The organism is Variovorax sp. Root411 (genome assembly GCF_001425205.1).
Lineage (GTDB): Bacteria > Pseudomonadota > Gammaproteobacteria > Burkholderiales > Burkholderiaceae_C > Variovorax.
Genome location: NZ_LMDW01000001.1, coordinates 704,781 through 720,323 on the forward strand (window position 1 = coordinate 704,781; position 15,543 = coordinate 720,323).

General features: G+C 67.3%; 16 protein-coding genes and 2 tRNA genes. 17 read left to right on the forward strand and 1 reads right to left on the reverse strand.

All coding sequences use genetic code 11. The features are described from left to right. The first annotated feature begins 134 nt into the window (after window positions 1-134). From ASC92_RS03200 to ASC92_RS03260, 13 genes are all read left to right on the forward strand, one after another. Window positions 135-869 carry an SDR family NAD(P)-dependent oxidoreductase gene (locus ASC92_RS03200; protein WP_056510234.1) on the forward strand — a complete coding sequence of 245 codons (735 nt, stop codon included), beginning with the start codon at window positions 135-137 and terminating at the stop codon, window positions 867-869. A 52-nt stretch (window positions 870-921) separates the two neighbouring features. Continuing rightward, the gene (locus ASC92_RS03205; RefSeq protein ID WP_056510236.1) at window positions 922-2,088 is read left to right on the forward strand and encodes an ABC transporter substrate-binding protein; all 1,167 of its coding nucleotides are present in this window, start codon (window positions 922-924) and stop codon (window positions 2,086-2,088) included. 330 nt (window positions 2,089-2,418) lie between these two features. Then, window positions 2,419-3,564, forward strand: coding sequence for an ABC transporter substrate-binding protein (locus tag ASC92_RS03210; RefSeq protein ID WP_056510238.1), 1,146 nt, complete (start codon window positions 2,419-2,421; stop codon window positions 3,562-3,564). A gap of 23 nt (window positions 3,565-3,587) precedes the next feature. Beyond that, window positions 3,588-4,907, forward strand: a complete 1,320-nt coding sequence (locus tag ASC92_RS03215; protein ID WP_056510240.1) for an aromatic ring-hydroxylating dioxygenase subunit alpha — start codon at window positions 3,588-3,590, stop codon at window positions 4,905-4,907. Further along, the gene (locus ASC92_RS03220; protein WP_056510242.1) at window positions 4,904-5,368 is read left to right on the forward strand and encodes an aromatic-ring-hydroxylating dioxygenase subunit beta; all 465 of its coding nucleotides are present in this window, start codon (window positions 4,904-4,906) and stop codon (window positions 5,366-5,368) included. The genes ASC92_RS03215 and ASC92_RS03220 overlap by 4 nt, the downstream gene beginning before the upstream one ends. A gap of 40 nt (window positions 5,369-5,408) precedes the next feature. After that, complete coding sequence (locus tag ASC92_RS03225) at window positions 5,409-6,572, forward strand: ABC transporter substrate-binding protein (protein ID WP_056510243.1); 1,164 nt, start codon at window positions 5,409-5,411, stop codon at window positions 6,570-6,572. Window positions 6,573-6,606: 34 nt separating this feature from the next. After that, window positions 6,607-7,662 (forward strand): branched-chain amino acid ABC transporter permease, encoded by a 1,056-nt coding sequence (locus ASC92_RS03230; RefSeq protein WP_056510245.1) that lies wholly within the window; start codon window positions 6,607-6,609, stop codon window positions 7,660-7,662. Further along, window positions 7,659-9,446 carry an ABC transporter permease subunit gene (locus ASC92_RS03235; protein WP_056510247.1) on the forward strand — a complete coding sequence of 596 codons (1,788 nt, stop codon included), beginning with the start codon at window positions 7,659-7,661 and terminating at the stop codon, window positions 9,444-9,446. The genes ASC92_RS03230 and ASC92_RS03235 overlap by 4 nt, the downstream gene beginning before the upstream one ends. Beyond that, on the forward strand, window positions 9,443-10,174 hold the full coding sequence (locus ASC92_RS03240; RefSeq protein ID WP_007831224.1) for an ABC transporter ATP-binding protein: 732 nt from the start codon (window positions 9,443-9,445) through the stop codon (window positions 10,172-10,174). The genes ASC92_RS03235 and ASC92_RS03240 overlap by 4 nt, the downstream gene beginning before the upstream one ends. Continuing rightward, on the forward strand, window positions 10,164-11,756 hold the full coding sequence (locus ASC92_RS03245; RefSeq protein WP_056510249.1) for an ATP-dependent acyl-CoA ligase: 1,593 nt from the start codon (window positions 10,164-10,166) through the stop codon (window positions 11,754-11,756). The genes ASC92_RS03240 and ASC92_RS03245 overlap by 11 nt, the downstream gene beginning before the upstream one ends. A 22-nt stretch (window positions 11,757-11,778) precedes the next feature. Next, on the forward strand, window positions 11,779-12,555 hold the full coding sequence (locus tag ASC92_RS03250; RefSeq protein WP_056510251.1) for an SDR family NAD(P)-dependent oxidoreductase: 777 nt from the start codon (window positions 11,779-11,781) through the stop codon (window positions 12,553-12,555). Further along, window positions 12,552-13,085, forward strand: coding sequence for a MarR family winged helix-turn-helix transcriptional regulator (locus ASC92_RS03255; RefSeq protein WP_007831218.1), 534 nt, complete (start codon window positions 12,552-12,554; stop codon window positions 13,083-13,085). Before ASC92_RS03250 ends, ASC92_RS03255 begins: the two co-directional genes overlap by 4 nt. Window positions 13,086-13,087: 2 nt before the next feature. Continuing rightward, window positions 13,088-13,549 (forward strand): acyl-CoA thioesterase, encoded by a 462-nt coding sequence (locus tag ASC92_RS03260; protein WP_056510253.1) that lies wholly within the window; start codon window positions 13,088-13,090, stop codon window positions 13,547-13,549. A 5-nt stretch (window positions 13,550-13,554) separates the two neighbouring features. Here ASC92_RS03260 and ASC92_RS03265 read toward each other — a convergent pair whose 3' ends face one another. Then, entirely contained in the window at window positions 13,555-13,947 is a 393-nt protein-coding gene (locus ASC92_RS03265) for a hypothetical protein (protein ID WP_056510256.1), read from the reverse strand. 730 nt (window positions 13,948-14,677) lie between these two features. Here ASC92_RS03265 and ASC92_RS03270 point away from each other — a divergent pair. The 4 genes from ASC92_RS03270 to ASC92_RS29185 all read left to right on the forward strand — a co-directional run bounded on the left by ASC92_RS03270 (window position 14,678) and on the right by ASC92_RS29185 (window position 15,481). Then, window positions 14,678-14,754: transfer RNA gene (locus ASC92_RS03270), tRNA-Arg, on the forward strand. A 39-nt stretch (window positions 14,755-14,793) separates the two neighbouring features. After that, entirely contained in the window at window positions 14,794-15,000 is a 207-nt protein-coding gene (locus ASC92_RS03275) for a hypothetical protein (RefSeq protein WP_056510258.1), read from the forward strand. A gap of 28 nt (window positions 15,001-15,028) precedes the next feature. After that, window positions 15,029-15,102, forward strand: a tRNA-His gene (locus ASC92_RS03280). A 196-nt stretch (window positions 15,103-15,298) separates the two neighbouring features. Further along, entirely contained in the window at window positions 15,299-15,481 is a 183-nt protein-coding gene (locus ASC92_RS29185) for a hypothetical protein (RefSeq protein ID WP_235505651.1), read from the forward strand. The last annotated feature ends 62 nt before the right edge of the window (window positions 15,482-15,543 follow it).

Sequence of the window (15,543 nt, forward strand, 5' to 3'; positions counted from 1 at the left end):
TGTTCCCGCATTGGCTTTGGCTCCTTCTCCCGCTCGCGGGAGAAGGCGGGGGATGAGGGCTCTTCGCCTTGCGCGCAGCCTCGCCCCAACCCTCTCCCGCGCGCGGGAGAGGGAGCAAGACGGGGAGGCCAGGCATGAGCAGCAGGGTACCCAAGGTCGCTGCCGTCACCGGCGGCAGTGCCGGCATAGGCAAGGCCATCTGCGAAGACCTGCTGGCGCAGGGCTACGAGGTGATCTCGCTCGCGCGCCGCAAAGCCGAGATCGATCATCCCAAGCTGCACAGCATCGAGGTCGACCTGAGTGACCGCACCGCGACGGGCGAAGCCGTGCAAGAGTTGGTGAAGCGTTTCGCGCCCACCACCATCGTCCACAACGCCGGCGTCATCCGCGCCGCGCTGCTGCCCGATGTGAAGCTCGACGACCTCGATGCGCTTGTCGACCTGCACCTGGGCTGCGCGATCCAGCTCGTGCAAGCTGCGCTGCCCGCGATGCGCGCACAGCGCTTCGGCCGCGTGGTGCTGCTGTCGTCGCGCGCCGCGCTGGGCCTGGCCACGCGCACCAGCTACTCGGCCACCAAGGCCGGCATGCTGGGCATGGCGCGTACCTGGGCACTGGAGCTTGCGGCCGACGGCATCACGGTGAACGTGGTGGCCCCGGGGCCGATCCGCACCGACATGTTCTACGACGTGGTCGAGGCCGGCAGCGAGAAGGAACGTGCGCTCGCCGCCTCGGTGCCCGTCAGGCGCCTCGGCGAATCGGCCGACGTGGCACGCGCCGTGCGCTTCTTTGCCGATGCCGACAACAGCTTCGTCACCGGCCAGGTGCTGTACGTGTGCGGCGGTACCAGCGTCGGCAGTCTGGCCCTCTGAATTCTTCTTTCGCTTTCCCACGTTCATCCCAAACCATCCCTGGAGCATCGCCATGAAAGTCCTGAACCAAATTCGCACGCTTGCGGCCATCGCCGCGGGCCTTGGTGCCCTGAGCGCCGCGGGCGCATGGGCCGCCGATCTCAAGGTCGGTTTCATCACCTCGATGTCGGGACCGGTGTCGTCGCTCGGCATTCCCTACGACAAGGGCATGAAGGCCGCGCTGGCCTACAAGTCGGAAGTCGGCGGCCGCAAGGTGCAGGTGATCCAGCTCGACGATGCGTCCGACCCGTCCACGGCCGCGCGCAATGCGCGCAAGCTGATCGAGGAAGACAAGGTCGACGTCATCATCGGCACGGCCGGCGCACCGGGTTCGCTGGCCATTGCCGGCGTGGCGCGCGAGACGAAGACGCCGCTGATCTCCATCGCAAATGCCGATCTGGCCGGCGAGGAGGGCGCCTGGATGGTGACGCTGCCGCAGCCCGCACCGTTGATGATGGGCGCGATGGTCGAGAAGATGAAGCAGGCCGGCGTGAAGACGGTGGCCTACATCGGCTACTCCGACGCCTGGGGCGACCTGGTGTACGACGCGCTCATGAAGTCGGCGCCCACGGCCGGCATCAAGGTGGTGTCGAACGAGCGCTATGCACGCAGCGATTCATCGGTGGCCGGGCAGGTGCTGAAGATCGTTGCGCTGCGGCCTGATGCGGTGATCACTGGAGCCTCGGGCACGCCGGGCGCGTTGCCCTACCTTGCGCTGACCGAGCGCGGCTACAAGGGAAAGATCTACGGCATGCACTCGCTGATCAACCCTGACTTCATCCGTGTCGGTGGTCCGTCGGTCGAAGGCCTGCTGGCGCCGACGGGTCCGGTGGTGGTGGCTGAGCAGCTGCCCGACAACAACCCCATGAAGAAGATCGCGATGGACTTCCGCGCCGCCTATCAGAAGGCGAACGGTGCGGCGCCCACCGACACCTTCTCGGCCTACAGCTTCGATGCCTGGCTGATCTATCTCGACGCGGCGCAACGCGCGCTGGCCAGCAAGGCCGAGCCGGGCACGCCGCAGTTTCGCGTGGCGCTGCGCGATGCCATCGTGAGCACCAAGGAGCTGGTCGGAACCCACTCTGTCTACAACTTCAAGCCGACAGATCGATATGGGTCGGACGATCGCTCGCGCGTTGTCGTGAAGCTTGAAAAGGGTCAATGGAAGTTGGTGCCTTGAGATGACGCGCTGCTTTCTCACTTCGATGCACCGGGGGCATTGTTCAGGGCGCGCTCACGCCGACGGGGTGCCTTGCTCCGCGAATGTCCCCCGGCCTGCGGCCTCCTCCTTTATTTCGCTGCGCAAGGCACCCCATCGGCGTGAGCGTTGGACGCAGCGCTTGTGCGACCGGCACTACGGCAACGCCCATCGTGCACAGGGCACCGGGTGCTCCCCGCAGCGAAATAAAGGAGGAGCGAAGCGGGGGACATTCGCGCAGGGGAGTACCCGGTGGCCTGTGCGCGCACCCCGAACGAACTCAGTCAAAACGCCCAGCAATGGAGAATTGAGATGAAGAAAAAAGTCACCCACATCCTCGGCGCCACAGCACTGGCTTTGGCAACAGCGCAAGCCATGGCGGCCGACCTGAAGATCGGCTTCATCAGCTCTCTCTCGGGGCCCGTGGCAGCGCTGGGAATTCCGTACGAAAAGGGCATCCGTGCCGCCATTGCCGAGCACCCGGAAATCGCCGGCCGCAAGGTCCAACTGATCGTTCTCGACGATGCCTCCGACCCCACGACCGCCGGGCGCAACGCGCGCAAGCTCGTGACCGAGGACAAGGTCGACGTGCTCATCGGCACCTCGGGCGTGCCCGGCGCCATGGCCATCGCCGCGGTGGCCAAGGAACTCAACACCCCGCTGATCTCGCCCACGCCGGTGACCATCGCCGGCCCCGAGGGTGCGTGGACCGTGACGGTGTCGCAGCCATTCCCGCTCATGGTCGCGGGCGTGGTCGAGCGTATGCAGAAGTCTGGTGTGAAGACGGTCGCCTTCATCGGCTTTTCGGACGCACTGGGCGACCTGGCCTACGACTCGCTCGTGAAGAGCGCCGATGCCGCCGGCATCAAGGTGGTGGCCAACGAGCGTTATGCGCGCAGCGATTCGTCGGTGGCCGGGCAGGTGCTGAAGATCGTCGCGGCTCGGCCCGACGCCGTGTTCGCGGGCAATTCCGGCACGCCCGGTGCGTTGCCCTACCTCGCACTGGCCGAGCGCGGCTACAAGGGAAAGATCTATGGCACGCACGGCCTCATCAACGCCGACTTCGTGCGCGTGGGCGGCGCCTCCATCGAAGGCCTGCAGGTGCCCAGCGGCCCGGTGCTGGTGGCCGACCAGTTGCCCGACAGCAACCCGATCAAGAAGGTGTCGATGGGCTTTCGCAACGCCTACCAGAAAGTGAACGGCGCGGTGCCGACCGACGCCTTCTCGTCCTACACCTACGACGCCTACCTGCTGCTGGCCGATGCCGCCTCGCGCGCCAAGGGCGAGCCGGGCACGCCGCCATACCGCATCGCCCTGCGCGACGCCATCGTGAGCACCAAGGAGCTGGTGGGTACGCACGGCATCTACACCTTCAAGCCCGGCGATAGCTATGGCTCCGACCGGCGCGGCGTGGTGATCGTGCAGATGAACAAGGGGCAGTGGAAGCTGGTTCCCTGAAAAAAAGACCCGGGCCCACGTCGATGACCAGTTACCGCCATCATCCCGAACGCGTTGCCGCCCTCGTGCAGCACGACCGCGTGCACCGCGACCTGTACCTGAGCGAGGAGATCTTCGCGCTCGAGCAGGAGCGCCTGTTCGCGAACACCTGGGTCTTCCTCGGCCATGCGAGCCAGGTGCCCGAGCCCGGCGACTTCGTGTCGCAGGACATCGCGGGCCGGCCGCTGCTGATGGTGCGGCAGCCCGGCGGCGACGTGCACGTGCTCTACAACCGCTGCGCCCACAAGGGCACGCAACTGGTGACGGACGAGAGCGGCAACACCGGCCGCTTCTTCCGCTGCCCGTATCACGCGTGGACCTACAAGCTCGACGGCGCGCCGCTCGGTGTACCGCTGAAGGCCGGTTACGAGGGCACGCAGCTCAAAGCATGCGAGTCGGGACAGGGGCTGTCGGTGGTGAGGCACGTGAAGGTGTACCGCGACTTCGTGTTCGTGCGGTTGTCGGACACGGGGCCTTCGTTCGAGGACTACTTTGGCGACGTGCTGGGCGCCATCGACAACATGGTCGACCGCTCGCCCGAGGGCAAGCTCACCGTGGGCGGTGGCGTGCTGCGCAACATCGTCCACTGCAACTGGAAGATGTACCTCGAGAACATCAACGACACGGTGCACCCGATGTCGACGCACGAGTCAGCCACCAAGGCGGCCGAGGAGCTGTGGGATGGCCGCGCGCCCACCGACCCCAAGCCCATGGCGATGGAGCAGATCCTGCCCTTCGGCTCGGGCTACGAGTTCTTCGACAAGATGGGCGGGCGCGTGTTCGCCAACGGGCACAGCGTGCTGGGCGTGAACTTCAGCATCCACTCCAACTATGCGCAGCTGCCGGAGTACGAGGCCGCGATGCAGGCGGCGCACGGCATTGGGCGCGCCACCGAAATTCTGCAGCGATCGCCGCAAAACTCCGTTCTTTATCCGAGCCTGTCGGTCAAGGGATCGCCGCAGGCCATCCGCGTGATCCGCCCGCTGGCCGCCGACCGCACGCTGATCGAGGCCTGGAGCTTCCGCGCGGCCGGCGCACCCGCTCTGCTGTTCGAGCGCGCCATGAGCTACAACCGGCTCGTGTTCTCTCCGATGTCGGTGGTGGCGCACGACGACGTGCACCTGTTCGAGAGCATCCAGCAGGGCCTGCGCGCGGGCGGCAACGAATGGGTGAGCCTGCACCGCAACTTCGATGCGGCCGAGCTCGCGCAGTCGACCATCACCACCAACGGCACCAACGAACTGCTCATGCGCAATCAGTTCCGCGCCTGGGCGAAGTCGATGGCCGTGGAGGCCGCGCCATGACCGATCCGCGCGATTTCGCCGCCCACGAAGCGGCCCTGCTCGACGAGCGGCGCTTCGACGACTGGCTGGCGCTCTTTGCCGGCGATGGCCACTACTGGGTGCCGCTGCTCGGCGCCGCGCAGGCCGATCCGTTCTCGCACAACTCGCTGGCCTACGAAGACCGGCTGCTGCTGCAGCTGCGCGTCGCCCGCCTGAAGAACCCGCGTGCGCATTCGCAGCATCCGGCCAGCCACAGCCAGCACGTTTTGCAGCCTTCGCGCATCGAGCACGAAAGCGGTGATGAAGCGCGCCTGCGCACGCCATTCCTGTACGTCGAAGCGCGAGGTGAATCCCAGATCCTGCTGAGCGGCACTGCGCGCCATCACCTCGTTCGCACGCCGGCCGGCTGGCGCATCCGCGAGAAGCGCATCGACCTGCTCAACGCCACGCGTGCGTTGCCGGCCATCCAGTTGTTCATCTGAGTTACCTGTCCATTCCAACCATCCTCACCGGAGCTACGACATGAAGAGCCTGATGCAGACCTTGACGCGCGGCACGCTCGCCGCGGCGCTGACCGCCTGTGGCATTGCCAGCGCATTCGCCGCCGACCTCAAGGTCGGCCTCAGCGTGTCGCTGTCGGGGCCGAACTCGTCCCTCGGTGTGCCTTATGCCAAGGGCATGCAGGCCGCGCTGGCCTACAAGCCCGAGATCAATGGCCGCAAGGTGCAACTCATCGTGCTGGATGACGGCTCTGATCCGACGACAGCCGGGCGCAACGCGCGCAAGCTGATCGAGGAGGAAAAGGTCGACGTGCTCATGGGCACCTCGGGCGTGCCGGCCGCCATCGCGATGGCGCAGGTCGGCAAGGAGGCGAAGACGCCGATGATCGGCCTCACGCCCATCCTGCTCGATCCGAACGAAAACCCGTGGGTCGTGACGGTGGCCCAGCCCACGCAGCTGATGATCGATGCGGTCGTCGAACGCATGAAGCGCAACAACGTGAAGACCGTGGGCTACATCGGCTTTTCCGACGCCTGGGGCGACCTGGTCTACGACGCGCTGATGAAGGCCGCGCCCGGCGCCGGCATCAAGGTGGTGAGCAACGAGCGCTATGCGCGCGCCGACGCGTCGGTGACGGGGCAAGTGCTGAAGATCGTGGCGCTGCGGCCCGACGCGGTGATGACCGGCGGCGCCGGCACGCCGGGCGCATTGCCGTTCCTCGCATTGCAGGAGCGCGGCTTCAAGGGCGGCGTGTACGGCCAGCACGGCTTGATCAACCCCGACTTCGTGCGCGTGGTCGGCGCGGCCGGCCAGAACGCGCTGATGCCCACCGGCCCGGTGATCGTGGCCGAGCAACTGCCCGACAACTACCCGACCAAGAAGATCGCGACCGAGTTTCGCGCCGTGTTCCAGAAGGCGAACAACGCGCCGACCGGCGACGCCTACTCGGCCTATTCGTTCGATGGCTGGCTGGTGTTTGCGGACGCCGCATCGCGTGCCATGAAGAAGGCCGAGCCGGGCACGCCCGAGTTCCGCGTGGCGCTGCGCGACGCCATCTTCAGCACGAAGGAAGTGGTCGGCACGCACGGCGTCTACACCTTCAAGCCCGGCAGCCTCTACGGCGTGGACGAACGCGCCCGCGTGATCGTCAAGCTCGACAACGGCCAATGGAAGCTCACACCTTGAACCGCTCGCCTTTGCTTTTTCGGAGGGCCACGCGATGACCTGGGACGTGGCGCTCATCCTCCTCACCGACGGCCTGGCCAACGGTGCCGTCTACCTGTTGGCCGGCCTCGGGCTGGTGCTGATCTTCTCCGTCACGCGGGTGGTGTTCGTGCCGTTCGGCGACATCGCGGCCTTTGCGGCGCTGACGCTCGCGGCCTTCGAGACCGGCCGCGTCCCGCCGACCATCGGCATGGTCGCCGTGCTCGCTGCCCTGGCGCTGGCAACGGAAATCGGCGGGCTGTTGCGGCGCGGCGAGGCCGCACGCATTCCCAAGGCGGTGCTGATGTGGGGCGTGCTGCCCGCGATTCCCTGCATGCTCGCGTGGCTTGCGGCACGGCCCGGTGTGCCGGTCGCGGTGCACATCGCGGTGGCCGTGCTGCTGGTGGTGCCCATCGCGCCGCTGCTGGCGCGCGTGGTGTTCCAGCCGATCGCCGACGCCTCGGTGCTGGTGCTGCTGATCGTGTCGCTGGCGCTGCACTTCCTGCTGTCGGGCCTGGGCCTGCTGTTCTTCGGACCTGAAGGCTCGCGCACCACGCCGCTCACCAGCGCCATGTTCACGTTGGGCGACGGCTTCACGGTCAGCGGCCAGGTGGTGCTGATGGTGGGCGCGGCCATCGTGCTGAGCGGGCTGTTCTTCCTGGTGTTCGAACGCACGGTGGCCGGCAAGGCGCTGCGCGCCACGGCGGTCAACCGCGTGGGCGCGCGGCTGGTCGGCATCCGGCCGGGGCGCACGGCGCTGCTGGCGTACGGCTGTGCTTCTCTGCTGGCAGGGCTGATCGGCGTGCTGATCGCACCGGTGACGACCATGTACTACGACTCGGGTTTCATCATCGGCCTGAAGGCTTTCGTGGCCGCGATCATCGGCGGGCTCGTGAGCTACCCGATGACTGCGGTGGGCGCACTCGCAGTTGGTGTGGTGGAGAGCTTTGCCTCGTTCTGGAGCGGTGCGCTGAAGGACGTGATCGTGTTCAGCCTGCTGATCCCGGTGCTCATGCTGCGCTCCTTCATGGCCACCCATGCCGAAGAGGAAGAAGACGAGGTGGACCAATGAAAGCCAACCGCAAACGCATGACGTGGATCGCCGCGGTGGTGGTCGTGCTGGCCCTGGTGCCGGTGGTGGCGGGGAGCTTCACGGTCTCGCTGCTCAACGACATCGGCATTGGCGCGCTGGTGGCGCTGGGGCTCGTGCTGCTCACCGGCGTGGGCGGCGCGACCTCGTTCGGGCAGGCGGCTTTCGTGGGCATTGCGGCCTACGCCACGGGATGGCTCACGACCACACAGGGCATGTCGCCATGGGTCGGGCTGTTGTTCGCGCTGCTGCTCACGGGGCTATCGGCGCTGGCCATCGGCATGCTCACGCTGCGCCTTGGCGGGCACTTCCTGCCGCTCAGCACCATCGCCTGGGGACTGTCGATCGCAATGCTGTTCGGCAATGTCGATGCGCTTGGGCGGCACACGGGCCTGTCGAACATTCCACCGCTGCAGGTCGCGGGCTGGTCGCTGGCCGATCCGCGTTCGATGTACTACCTGATCTGGGTGGTCGTCGGGCTGGCCTGCCTGTTCAGCCACAACCTGCTGCAGTCGCGGCCAGGGCGTGCGATCCGCGGGCTTCGCGGCGGTGCCACGCTGCTGGCGAGCGTGGGGGCGGACGCCTACCGTGTGCGGCTGTCGCTGTTCGTCACGGCCGCTCTGTTCGCGGGACTGGCGGGCTGGCTCTACGCGCACATGAACCGCTTCGTGAGCCCGTCGCCCTTCGACGTGCGCGCGAGCATCGAGTACCTGCTGATGGTTGTGGCCGGTGGGCTCGGCCAGCTGGCGGGCGCGCTGGTGGGCGCTGCGCTGGTGCTGGTGCTGAAGAACGGCCTGCAGGATGTGCTGCCGATGCTCACGCAGCGCGCCGGCCAGCTCGAGGCGGTGGCCTTTGCCGCGCTCTTCATCCTGCTGCTTCACTTTGCGCGCGGCGGGGTGATGGGCCTGCTGCGCCGCTGGACGCACCGACGCGGCGGCTCGCAGGAGCCTTCGCGCCACGAGGCCCCGCCGGTCGATCCGTTGCCTCACCGCACGCTGCCCGAACGCGGCTCGCAGGTGCTGTCGGTGAACGGCGCGGTCAAGCGCTTCGGCGGGCTGGTGGCCGTCAACGATGTGAGCTTCGACGTGAAGGCCGGCGAGATCGTCGGGCTGATCGGGCCCAACGGCGCGGGCAAGTCGACCATGTTCAACCTGCTGACCTGCACGCTGCCTATGAGCGCGGGCCAGGTGCGCTTCCTGGCGCACGACATCGCGGGCAAGCCGCAGCGCGAGGTGGCGCGGCTGGGGCTGGCGCGCACCTTCCAGCATGTGAAGCTGCGGCCGCACATGAGCCTGCTCGACAACGTGGCGCTGGGCGCACATTCGCGCACGCGCTCGGGCATCCTCAAGGCGGGGCTGCGGCTCGACCGCATGGAAGAAAGCCAGATCCTGCAGGAGGCGCAGCGCCAGCTCGACCGCATCGGCCTGGGCGACCGCGTGCACGAGCTCGCGGGCAGCCTGCCGCTGGGCACGCAGCGCATTCTTGAAATCGCGCGCGCACTGGCCGCCGACCCGGTGCTGCTGGTGCTCGACGAGCCGGCCGCCGGCCTGCGCCGCAAGGAAAAGATGGCGCTCGGCGACCTGCTGCGCAAGCTTCGCGAGGAGGGCGTGACCATCCTGATCGTTGAACACGACATGGACTTCGTGATGAAACTGGTGGACCGGCTGGTGGTGATGAACTTCGGCTCCAAGCTCGTGGAGGGTGTGCCGTCGGCGGTGCGCGCGGACGAGCGCGTGCAGGCGGCGTATCTGGGGAGCGTTGTATGACCGCGATGCTGGAGATTGGCGACCTGCATGTGTCGTACGGGCAGGTTGAGGCGGTGCGCGGCGTGTCGCTCGACCTGCAGCCGGGCCAAATCATTTCGGTGATCGGTCCCAATGGCGCAGGCAAGACCACGCTGCTGGCCGCCGCGATGGGCCTGCTGCCCTGCAAGGGCACGCTGCGCTTCGAGGGTGAAGACCTGCAAGGGCTCGACGTGGAGGCGCGCGTGGAGCGCGGCCTGTGCCTCGTGCCCGAGAAGCGCGAGCTGTTCGGCGAACTGACCGTGCTCGACAACCTGCAGCTCGGCGCGTACGCCAAGCGGCTGCGCGGCGATGCGATGAAGAAGCGGCTGCAGTCGGTGTACGACCGCTTTCCGCGGTTGGCCGAACGGCGTTCGCAGCGCGCCGACACGCTCTCGGGCGGCGAGCGTCAGATGCTGGCGGTGGGGCGCGCGCTGATGTCGGCGCCGCGCCTGCTGATGCTCGATGAGCCCAGCCTGGGCCTCGCGCCGCTGATCGTGCGCGACATCCTCACCATCGTGCGCAAGCTGCGCGAAGACGGTGTCTCGATCCTGCTGGTCGAGCAGAACGCGCGTGCGGCGCTCGAAAGCTCGGACGAAGGCTATGTGCTGGAGACCGGCGAGATCGCGCTGTCGGGTGCCTCGGCCGAGCTGGCGAGCGATCCGCGCGTGCAGGCGACCTATCTCGGCGGAGGCACGCACGATGACGAGTGACCCGCGGGCTGTGCCGCCCGTGCAGCGCACGCTGCCGGCGATGCTGCAGCGGCAGTCCGGGCTGTTCGGCTCGCGTCCGTTGCTTCGGATCGGTGGCGGCGAGTGGACGCATCGCGACGCTGCGCAGGCTGCGGCCGTTCGCGCCGGTGCGCTGGCCGCGACCGGCGTGGTGCGCGGCGACCGCGTCGCCGTGATGTGCGGCAACCGCATCGAGTTTCTCGAAAGCTTCCTCGGCGCGGGTTGGCTGGGCGCATCGATGGTGCCGGTCAACACCGCGTCGATGGGGCCGCAGATCGAGTACTTCCTCGCGAACAGCGAGGCGAAGCTGCTGGTGATCGAGGCGGGTTTTCTTGAGCGGCTCGCGACGGCGGATCTGGCGCGCACCGCGTTGCGCGAGGTCTGGGTGGTGGGCGAGGCGGAGTCCGCCGGCTGGCAGGCGCCCCAGGGCGTGCGCGTAACGCCTTACCCCGAGGGTGGTGAGGCGCTGGCGCCCGCAGCGGTGCAACCCGGCGACCCGCTCGCGATTCTGTACACCTCCGGTACGACGGGGCCAGCCAAGGGCGTCGTCTGCCCGCATGCGCAGTATTTCTGGTGGGGAGTGAACAGCGCGGAGGTGCTCGATGTCGGCGCCGACGACGTACTGTGCACCACGCTGCCGCTCTTTCACATCAATGCGCTCAATACCTTCGCGCAGGCTGCGTTGACGGGCGCAGAGGTGATGTTCGCGCCGCGCTTCTCGGCCTCGGGTTTCTGGCCGGCGATGCGCGCGAGCGGGGCGACGGTGGTCTACCTGCTGGGCGCGATGGTGCCGATCCTGCTCGCGCAGCCCGAAGGGCCTGGCGAGCGCGATCACCGGGTGCGCATCGGCCTCGGTCCGGGCGTGCCGTCCGCCGCGGGTGCGGCGTTCAAGGCGCGCACCGGCGTGCAACTGCTCGAAGGCTACGGCTTGACCGAAACCAATTTCGCCATTGCCACCGCGCCGGATTCGCCGCGCGACGGTGTCATGGGCTGGCTGCGCCCAGGCTTCCAGGCGCGCGTGGCCGACGAAGGCGATGCAGCGCTGCCACCCGGCGAGGCCGGCGAACTGCTGCTGCGCGCGGACGAGCCCCATGCCTTCGCAAGCGGCTACTTCAACATGCCGGAGAAGACGGTCGAGGCCTGGCGCAATCTCTGGTTCCACACCGGTGACCGCGTGGTGCAGGACGCCGATGGCGCCTTCCGCTTCGTCGACCGCATCAAGGACGCGATCCGCCGGCGCGGCGAGAACATCTCGTCGTTCGAGGTCGAGCAGGTGCTGCTGAGCCATCCAGGCGTGGCTTCGTGCGCGGTGTACCCGGTGCGTTCCGAACTGGCGGAGGACGAGGTGATGGCCGCGCTGGTGGCGCGCGACGGCGTGCCGATCGACCCGGCCGAACTCGTGCGCTTCTGTGAAGGCCGGCTGCCTTACTTCGCCGTGCCGCGCTACATCGACGTGCTGCCCGACCTGCCGCGCACCGAGAACGGCAAGGTGCAGAAGTTCAAGCTGCGCGAGCGCGGCGTGGGACCGCGGACCTGGGACGGCCGGCCCGCTCAGCTAAAATGATTCAGAACTAAAACATTCAGGTATGCAATCAAACTCACTGACCGGCCGCCATGCACTCGTCACGGGCGCGGCGCGCGGCATCGGCGCCGAGATCGCACGCACCCTGGCCGCCGAAGGCGCCGTTCTGACGCTGCTGGGGCGTGACCGCGAGGCGTTGGAGCGCGTGGCCGATTCGCTCGCGGGCAGCGGCCATGGCGTGGCCGCTGCCGACGTGGCGAATCCGGAGGCGGTGCAGGCGGCCTTCGCGGAGGCCCGAGCGGCGCGCGGCCCTGTCGCCGTGCTCGTCAACAACGCGGGTGCCGCCGAGAGCGCGCCCTTCCTCAAGACCTCGTTCGAGCTCTGGCAGCGCATGCTGTCGGTGAACCTCACCGGCAGCTTCCTGTGCGCGCAGGCTGCGCTGCCCGACATGCTCGATGCGGGCTGGGGCCGCATCGTCAACATCGCCAGCACGGCGGGGCAGAAGGGCTACGCCTACGTGGCAGCCTACACCGCGGCCAAGCATGGCGTGGTCGGGCTCACGCGTTCGCTGGCGCTCGAAGTGGCGCGCAAGGGCATCACGGTGAATGCCGTGTGCCCGGGCTACACCGACACCGACATCCTGCGCAACAGCGTCGCCAACGTGGTCGGCAAGACCGGGCGCAGCGAGGCCGACGCGCTGGCCGAATTCTCCAGCGTCAATCCGCAGCGCCGCATCGTGCAGCCGGCCGAAGTCGCCGATGCGGTGCGCTGGCTGTGCGGCGCGGGCGCTGCGTCGGTCACCGGCCAGTCGATCTCGGTTTCAGGGGGAGAGGTGACATGACGCGCGACAACGATGCCTCGCACGCCGTCCTGAGCGATGCGGAAGAACTGGGCCACGAAGCCCGCGCGGGCCACGAGGACCACGCGATGCTCAAGCTCTGGCTGCGCATGCTGGCCAGCACCACGCAGATCGAGGCCGAGATCCGGCGCCGGCTGCGCGAGCGCTTCGGCATCTCGCTCGCGCGCTTCGACTACATGGCGCAGCTCCATCGCTACAAGGACGGGCTCAAGATGCGCGTGCTCTCGCGCTACCTGATGGTGACCGGCGGCAACGTCACAGGCCTGACGGACGAACTCGAGCGCGAAGGCATGGTGGCGCGCGCGCCCAGCCCCGACGATCGCCGCGCGTGGATCGTGAGCCTCACGCCGACAGGGCGCCGCACCTTCGAGACGATGGCGAGCGAGCACGAACAATGGATCCTCGAGATGTTCTCGGGGCTCGACATGAAGACCGTCAAGCAGATGCACACCCAACTGGGCCTGCTGCGTGTGCACGTGATGCGCGGCGAGCCGCCGGCCGAGGAGGGCTGAGCATGAGCGCGGCCACCCCTGTCGATCTCCCGGCCCAGGGCAGCGAGTTCCGCCGCGCGCGGCTGATCCGCTTCTCGGACTGCGACCCGGCGGGCATCGTTTTCTACCCGCAGTACTTCGTGATGCTCAACGGGCTCGTCGAAGACTGGGTCAACGAAGGCCTGGGGCTGAGCTACCACGGGCTGGTGGCCGTGCGGCGCATCGGCCTGCCCACCGTGAAGCTCGAGGCCGACTTCCGTGCGGTGAGCCGCATGGGCGACCAGGTCGCGCTCGGCCTCACCGTGCAGCGGCTGGGGGCGCGCTCGATGACGCTGCTTGTGCGCTGCTTCGATCCGGCGACCGGCGAACTGCGCATGCAGATGCAGCAGGTGCTCGTGACCACGTCGCTCGAAACCCATCGCGCCGTCGCCATTCCGGACGACATGCGCGCTGCCATCCTGCGCAACGCGCCCGAGCTGGGCTGAGCGTCCTAGGGGGCGGGCTCGCTGCCCGCCGCGTCCTGCGCGCGCTTCTTCAGCCAGCCGCCGAGCTCCTTCTTTCCCTTGGCATTGGCGGTGCGCCATGCGTTTCGCGCGGTCGCAATGAAGCGCTCTTCCGCTGCGTCGGGTACTTCGCTGGGGCGGTCTTCTTCGTCGAGCCAGCCGGGCTCGACGTTGCAATGCCGTTCGATCTGCCGTGCCAGGTTGTCGCCGATGGGCCGCGAGCTCTTGATCTGGCTCCACATGCTCGGAGAGATTTCGACCTTCTTCGCAAACGCCTGGTCCAGCCCCTTGGCTGGCAGGCCCGCGGCGACGGCCTCTTCGAGAAAGCGGCGGTGCAACGCAAGGGCATTGCGGCGGCGCGCGACGGTGATATTGGGCACTGTTCAAAAACAACAACAAGACGAGAAAAGATTGTCCCGGTTGTTGACGCCGTCGTAAACACTATTTACAGTTGCCTTCATTCGCGGCCCAGGCCGTCCCTTTTTTCCAACCCCTTACAGCCGACAGCGGCAATTTTTTTGACTCAGGAACCATCGTGAACACTGCCTTGAACCTCACCAGCATTCGACCCGCCTCGGGTCGATCGCTCGTGCGTGTCTGGTCGTGCGGTGGTTTCGACAGCATGCCGTCGGTCCGACCGAATCAGCTCCAGAACCACGTGTATTCCACGAAAGCCGCAGCCAGCCTGCGCGTCGGAAAAGTCGAGGATCAGGTGCTACCGGGTGGAGGTTGCGCATAGGCGCACACCTTCCAATCTCTCTCATGCAGAGGCCCGGAAACCGCAAGGTTCCGGGCCTTTTTGTTTCTTGTCTGTCGTGCTTGTTTGCCATTTCGGGTGTGCCTTCACCACACCGCCAGAGCCCACCGCGTAGACGGTCTGGCGGGATGTGCAGGAACCGATCACTCCTGTGCAGCGACGTCGTACGGGACAGCGCCCAGCGCGCTGTCCGTCGCGTGAGGACACAACCGAAATGGAAAGCGGGCCACCGTTTTTTTTGAACCAAACCGAACCCGAGCGGGACCGGGCCATGCAGATGGCCCTCCCGCGGAAACCGGCCGCAAAGATTGGGCGGCGCCGGAACCCGTAACCGGACACTTTTTTGTTTTCGACCCGCGTTAGCTCAATGGATCAGAGCACTTGCCTACGAAGCAAGGGGTTGCACGTTCGAGTCGTGCACGTGGGGCCATTTTTTTGTTCGAGCTGTCACGCCAACCAAGGAGCCACCATGCGCAAGCGCAACACCCCGATCCGGATGATCACCGTACGTCCGGCACAGCCACGCAGCCGCATGGTGATGGCCTTGGCCCGCAGTTTCGGCATTGCCGTCGACGCGCGTCGCACAGGCGAATGCGCGGCGGACTCCGCGGGGCGCGAGCCGCTGCCGGAGGGACTCGACCCTGACCAACGCGTTCGCGCAGTCGGCGAATGGTAGGCCGGCCGCCTGTTCCTTGTTTTTCATGGTGCGCGTAGCTCAATGGCAGAGCCGCGGGTTGTGGTCCCGCTGACGACGGTTCGATCCCGTTCGTGCACCCCACTTCGTTTCATTCGACCTCATCACAACCATTGCCGCAAAAGGAGGCGAGACATGCATCCTCACCTCCTGCAACTCGATATTCAGGGCACGCCGCAAGCCTGGATTTCGCTGGAGCAGGCGGTGTTGCACTACGCGACCGGCTCGGTCGCATGGAGACGGCGGCCTGCCGCTCGCCACGCTGCGCGGTGGCTTCAACGTGGCGCCGATCGTTGCGCTGCGCGGGGCGTCGAAGATCAACCTCTTCGACATGATTCCGAGCGTCACCAAGAGCAAACTGCTGCGCCGCGACCGCCACTTCCTGCTCGAAGGCCGCAACATCCGTGCGGACGTGCACGAATGGCTGGCGAAGCGGCTGCCCAAGGGCTCGCGGCTTCAGTGAAGGCTGGGCCGTGATCCTCGCCTGTGCCCATGAAAAAAGCCCGCCGCCTTCCGGACAGCGTG

Coding starts and splice junctions, on each gene's coding strand:
- ASC92_RS03200 (WP_056510234.1), top strand. CDS start 135: ATGAGCAGCAGGGTACCCAAGGTCGCTGCCGTCACCGGCGGCAGTGCC.
- ASC92_RS03205 (WP_056510236.1), top strand. CDS start 922: ATGAAAGTCCTGAACCAAATTCGCACGCTTGCGGCCATCGCCGCGGGC.
- ASC92_RS03210 (WP_056510238.1), top strand. CDS start 2,419: ATGAAGAAAAAAGTCACCCACATCCTCGGCGCCACAGCACTGGCTTTG.
- ASC92_RS03215 (WP_056510240.1), top strand. CDS start 3,588: ATGACCAGTTACCGCCATCATCCCGAACGCGTTGCCGCCCTCGTGCAG.
- ASC92_RS03220 (WP_056510242.1), top strand. CDS start 4,904: ATGACCGATCCGCGCGATTTCGCCGCCCACGAAGCGGCCCTGCTCGAC.
- ASC92_RS03225 (WP_056510243.1), top strand. CDS start 5,409: ATGAAGAGCCTGATGCAGACCTTGACGCGCGGCACGCTCGCCGCGGCG.
- ASC92_RS03230 (WP_056510245.1), top strand. CDS start 6,607: ATGACCTGGGACGTGGCGCTCATCCTCCTCACCGACGGCCTGGCCAAC.
- ASC92_RS03235 (WP_056510247.1), top strand. CDS start 7,659: ATGAAAGCCAACCGCAAACGCATGACGTGGATCGCCGCGGTGGTGGTC.
- ASC92_RS03240 (WP_007831224.1), top strand. CDS start 9,443: ATGACCGCGATGCTGGAGATTGGCGACCTGCATGTGTCGTACGGGCAG.
- ASC92_RS03245 (WP_056510249.1), top strand. CDS start 10,164: ATGACGAGTGACCCGCGGGCTGTGCCGCCCGTGCAGCGCACGCTGCCG.
- ASC92_RS03250 (WP_056510251.1), top strand. CDS start 11,779: ATGCAATCAAACTCACTGACCGGCCGCCATGCACTCGTCACGGGCGCG.
- ASC92_RS03255 (WP_007831218.1), top strand. CDS start 12,552: ATGACGCGCGACAACGATGCCTCGCACGCCGTCCTGAGCGATGCGGAA.
- ASC92_RS03260 (WP_056510253.1), top strand. CDS start 13,088: ATGAGCGCGGCCACCCCTGTCGATCTCCCGGCCCAGGGCAGCGAGTTC.
- ASC92_RS03275 (WP_056510258.1), top strand. CDS start 14,794: ATGCGCAAGCGCAACACCCCGATCCGGATGATCACCGTACGTCCGGCA.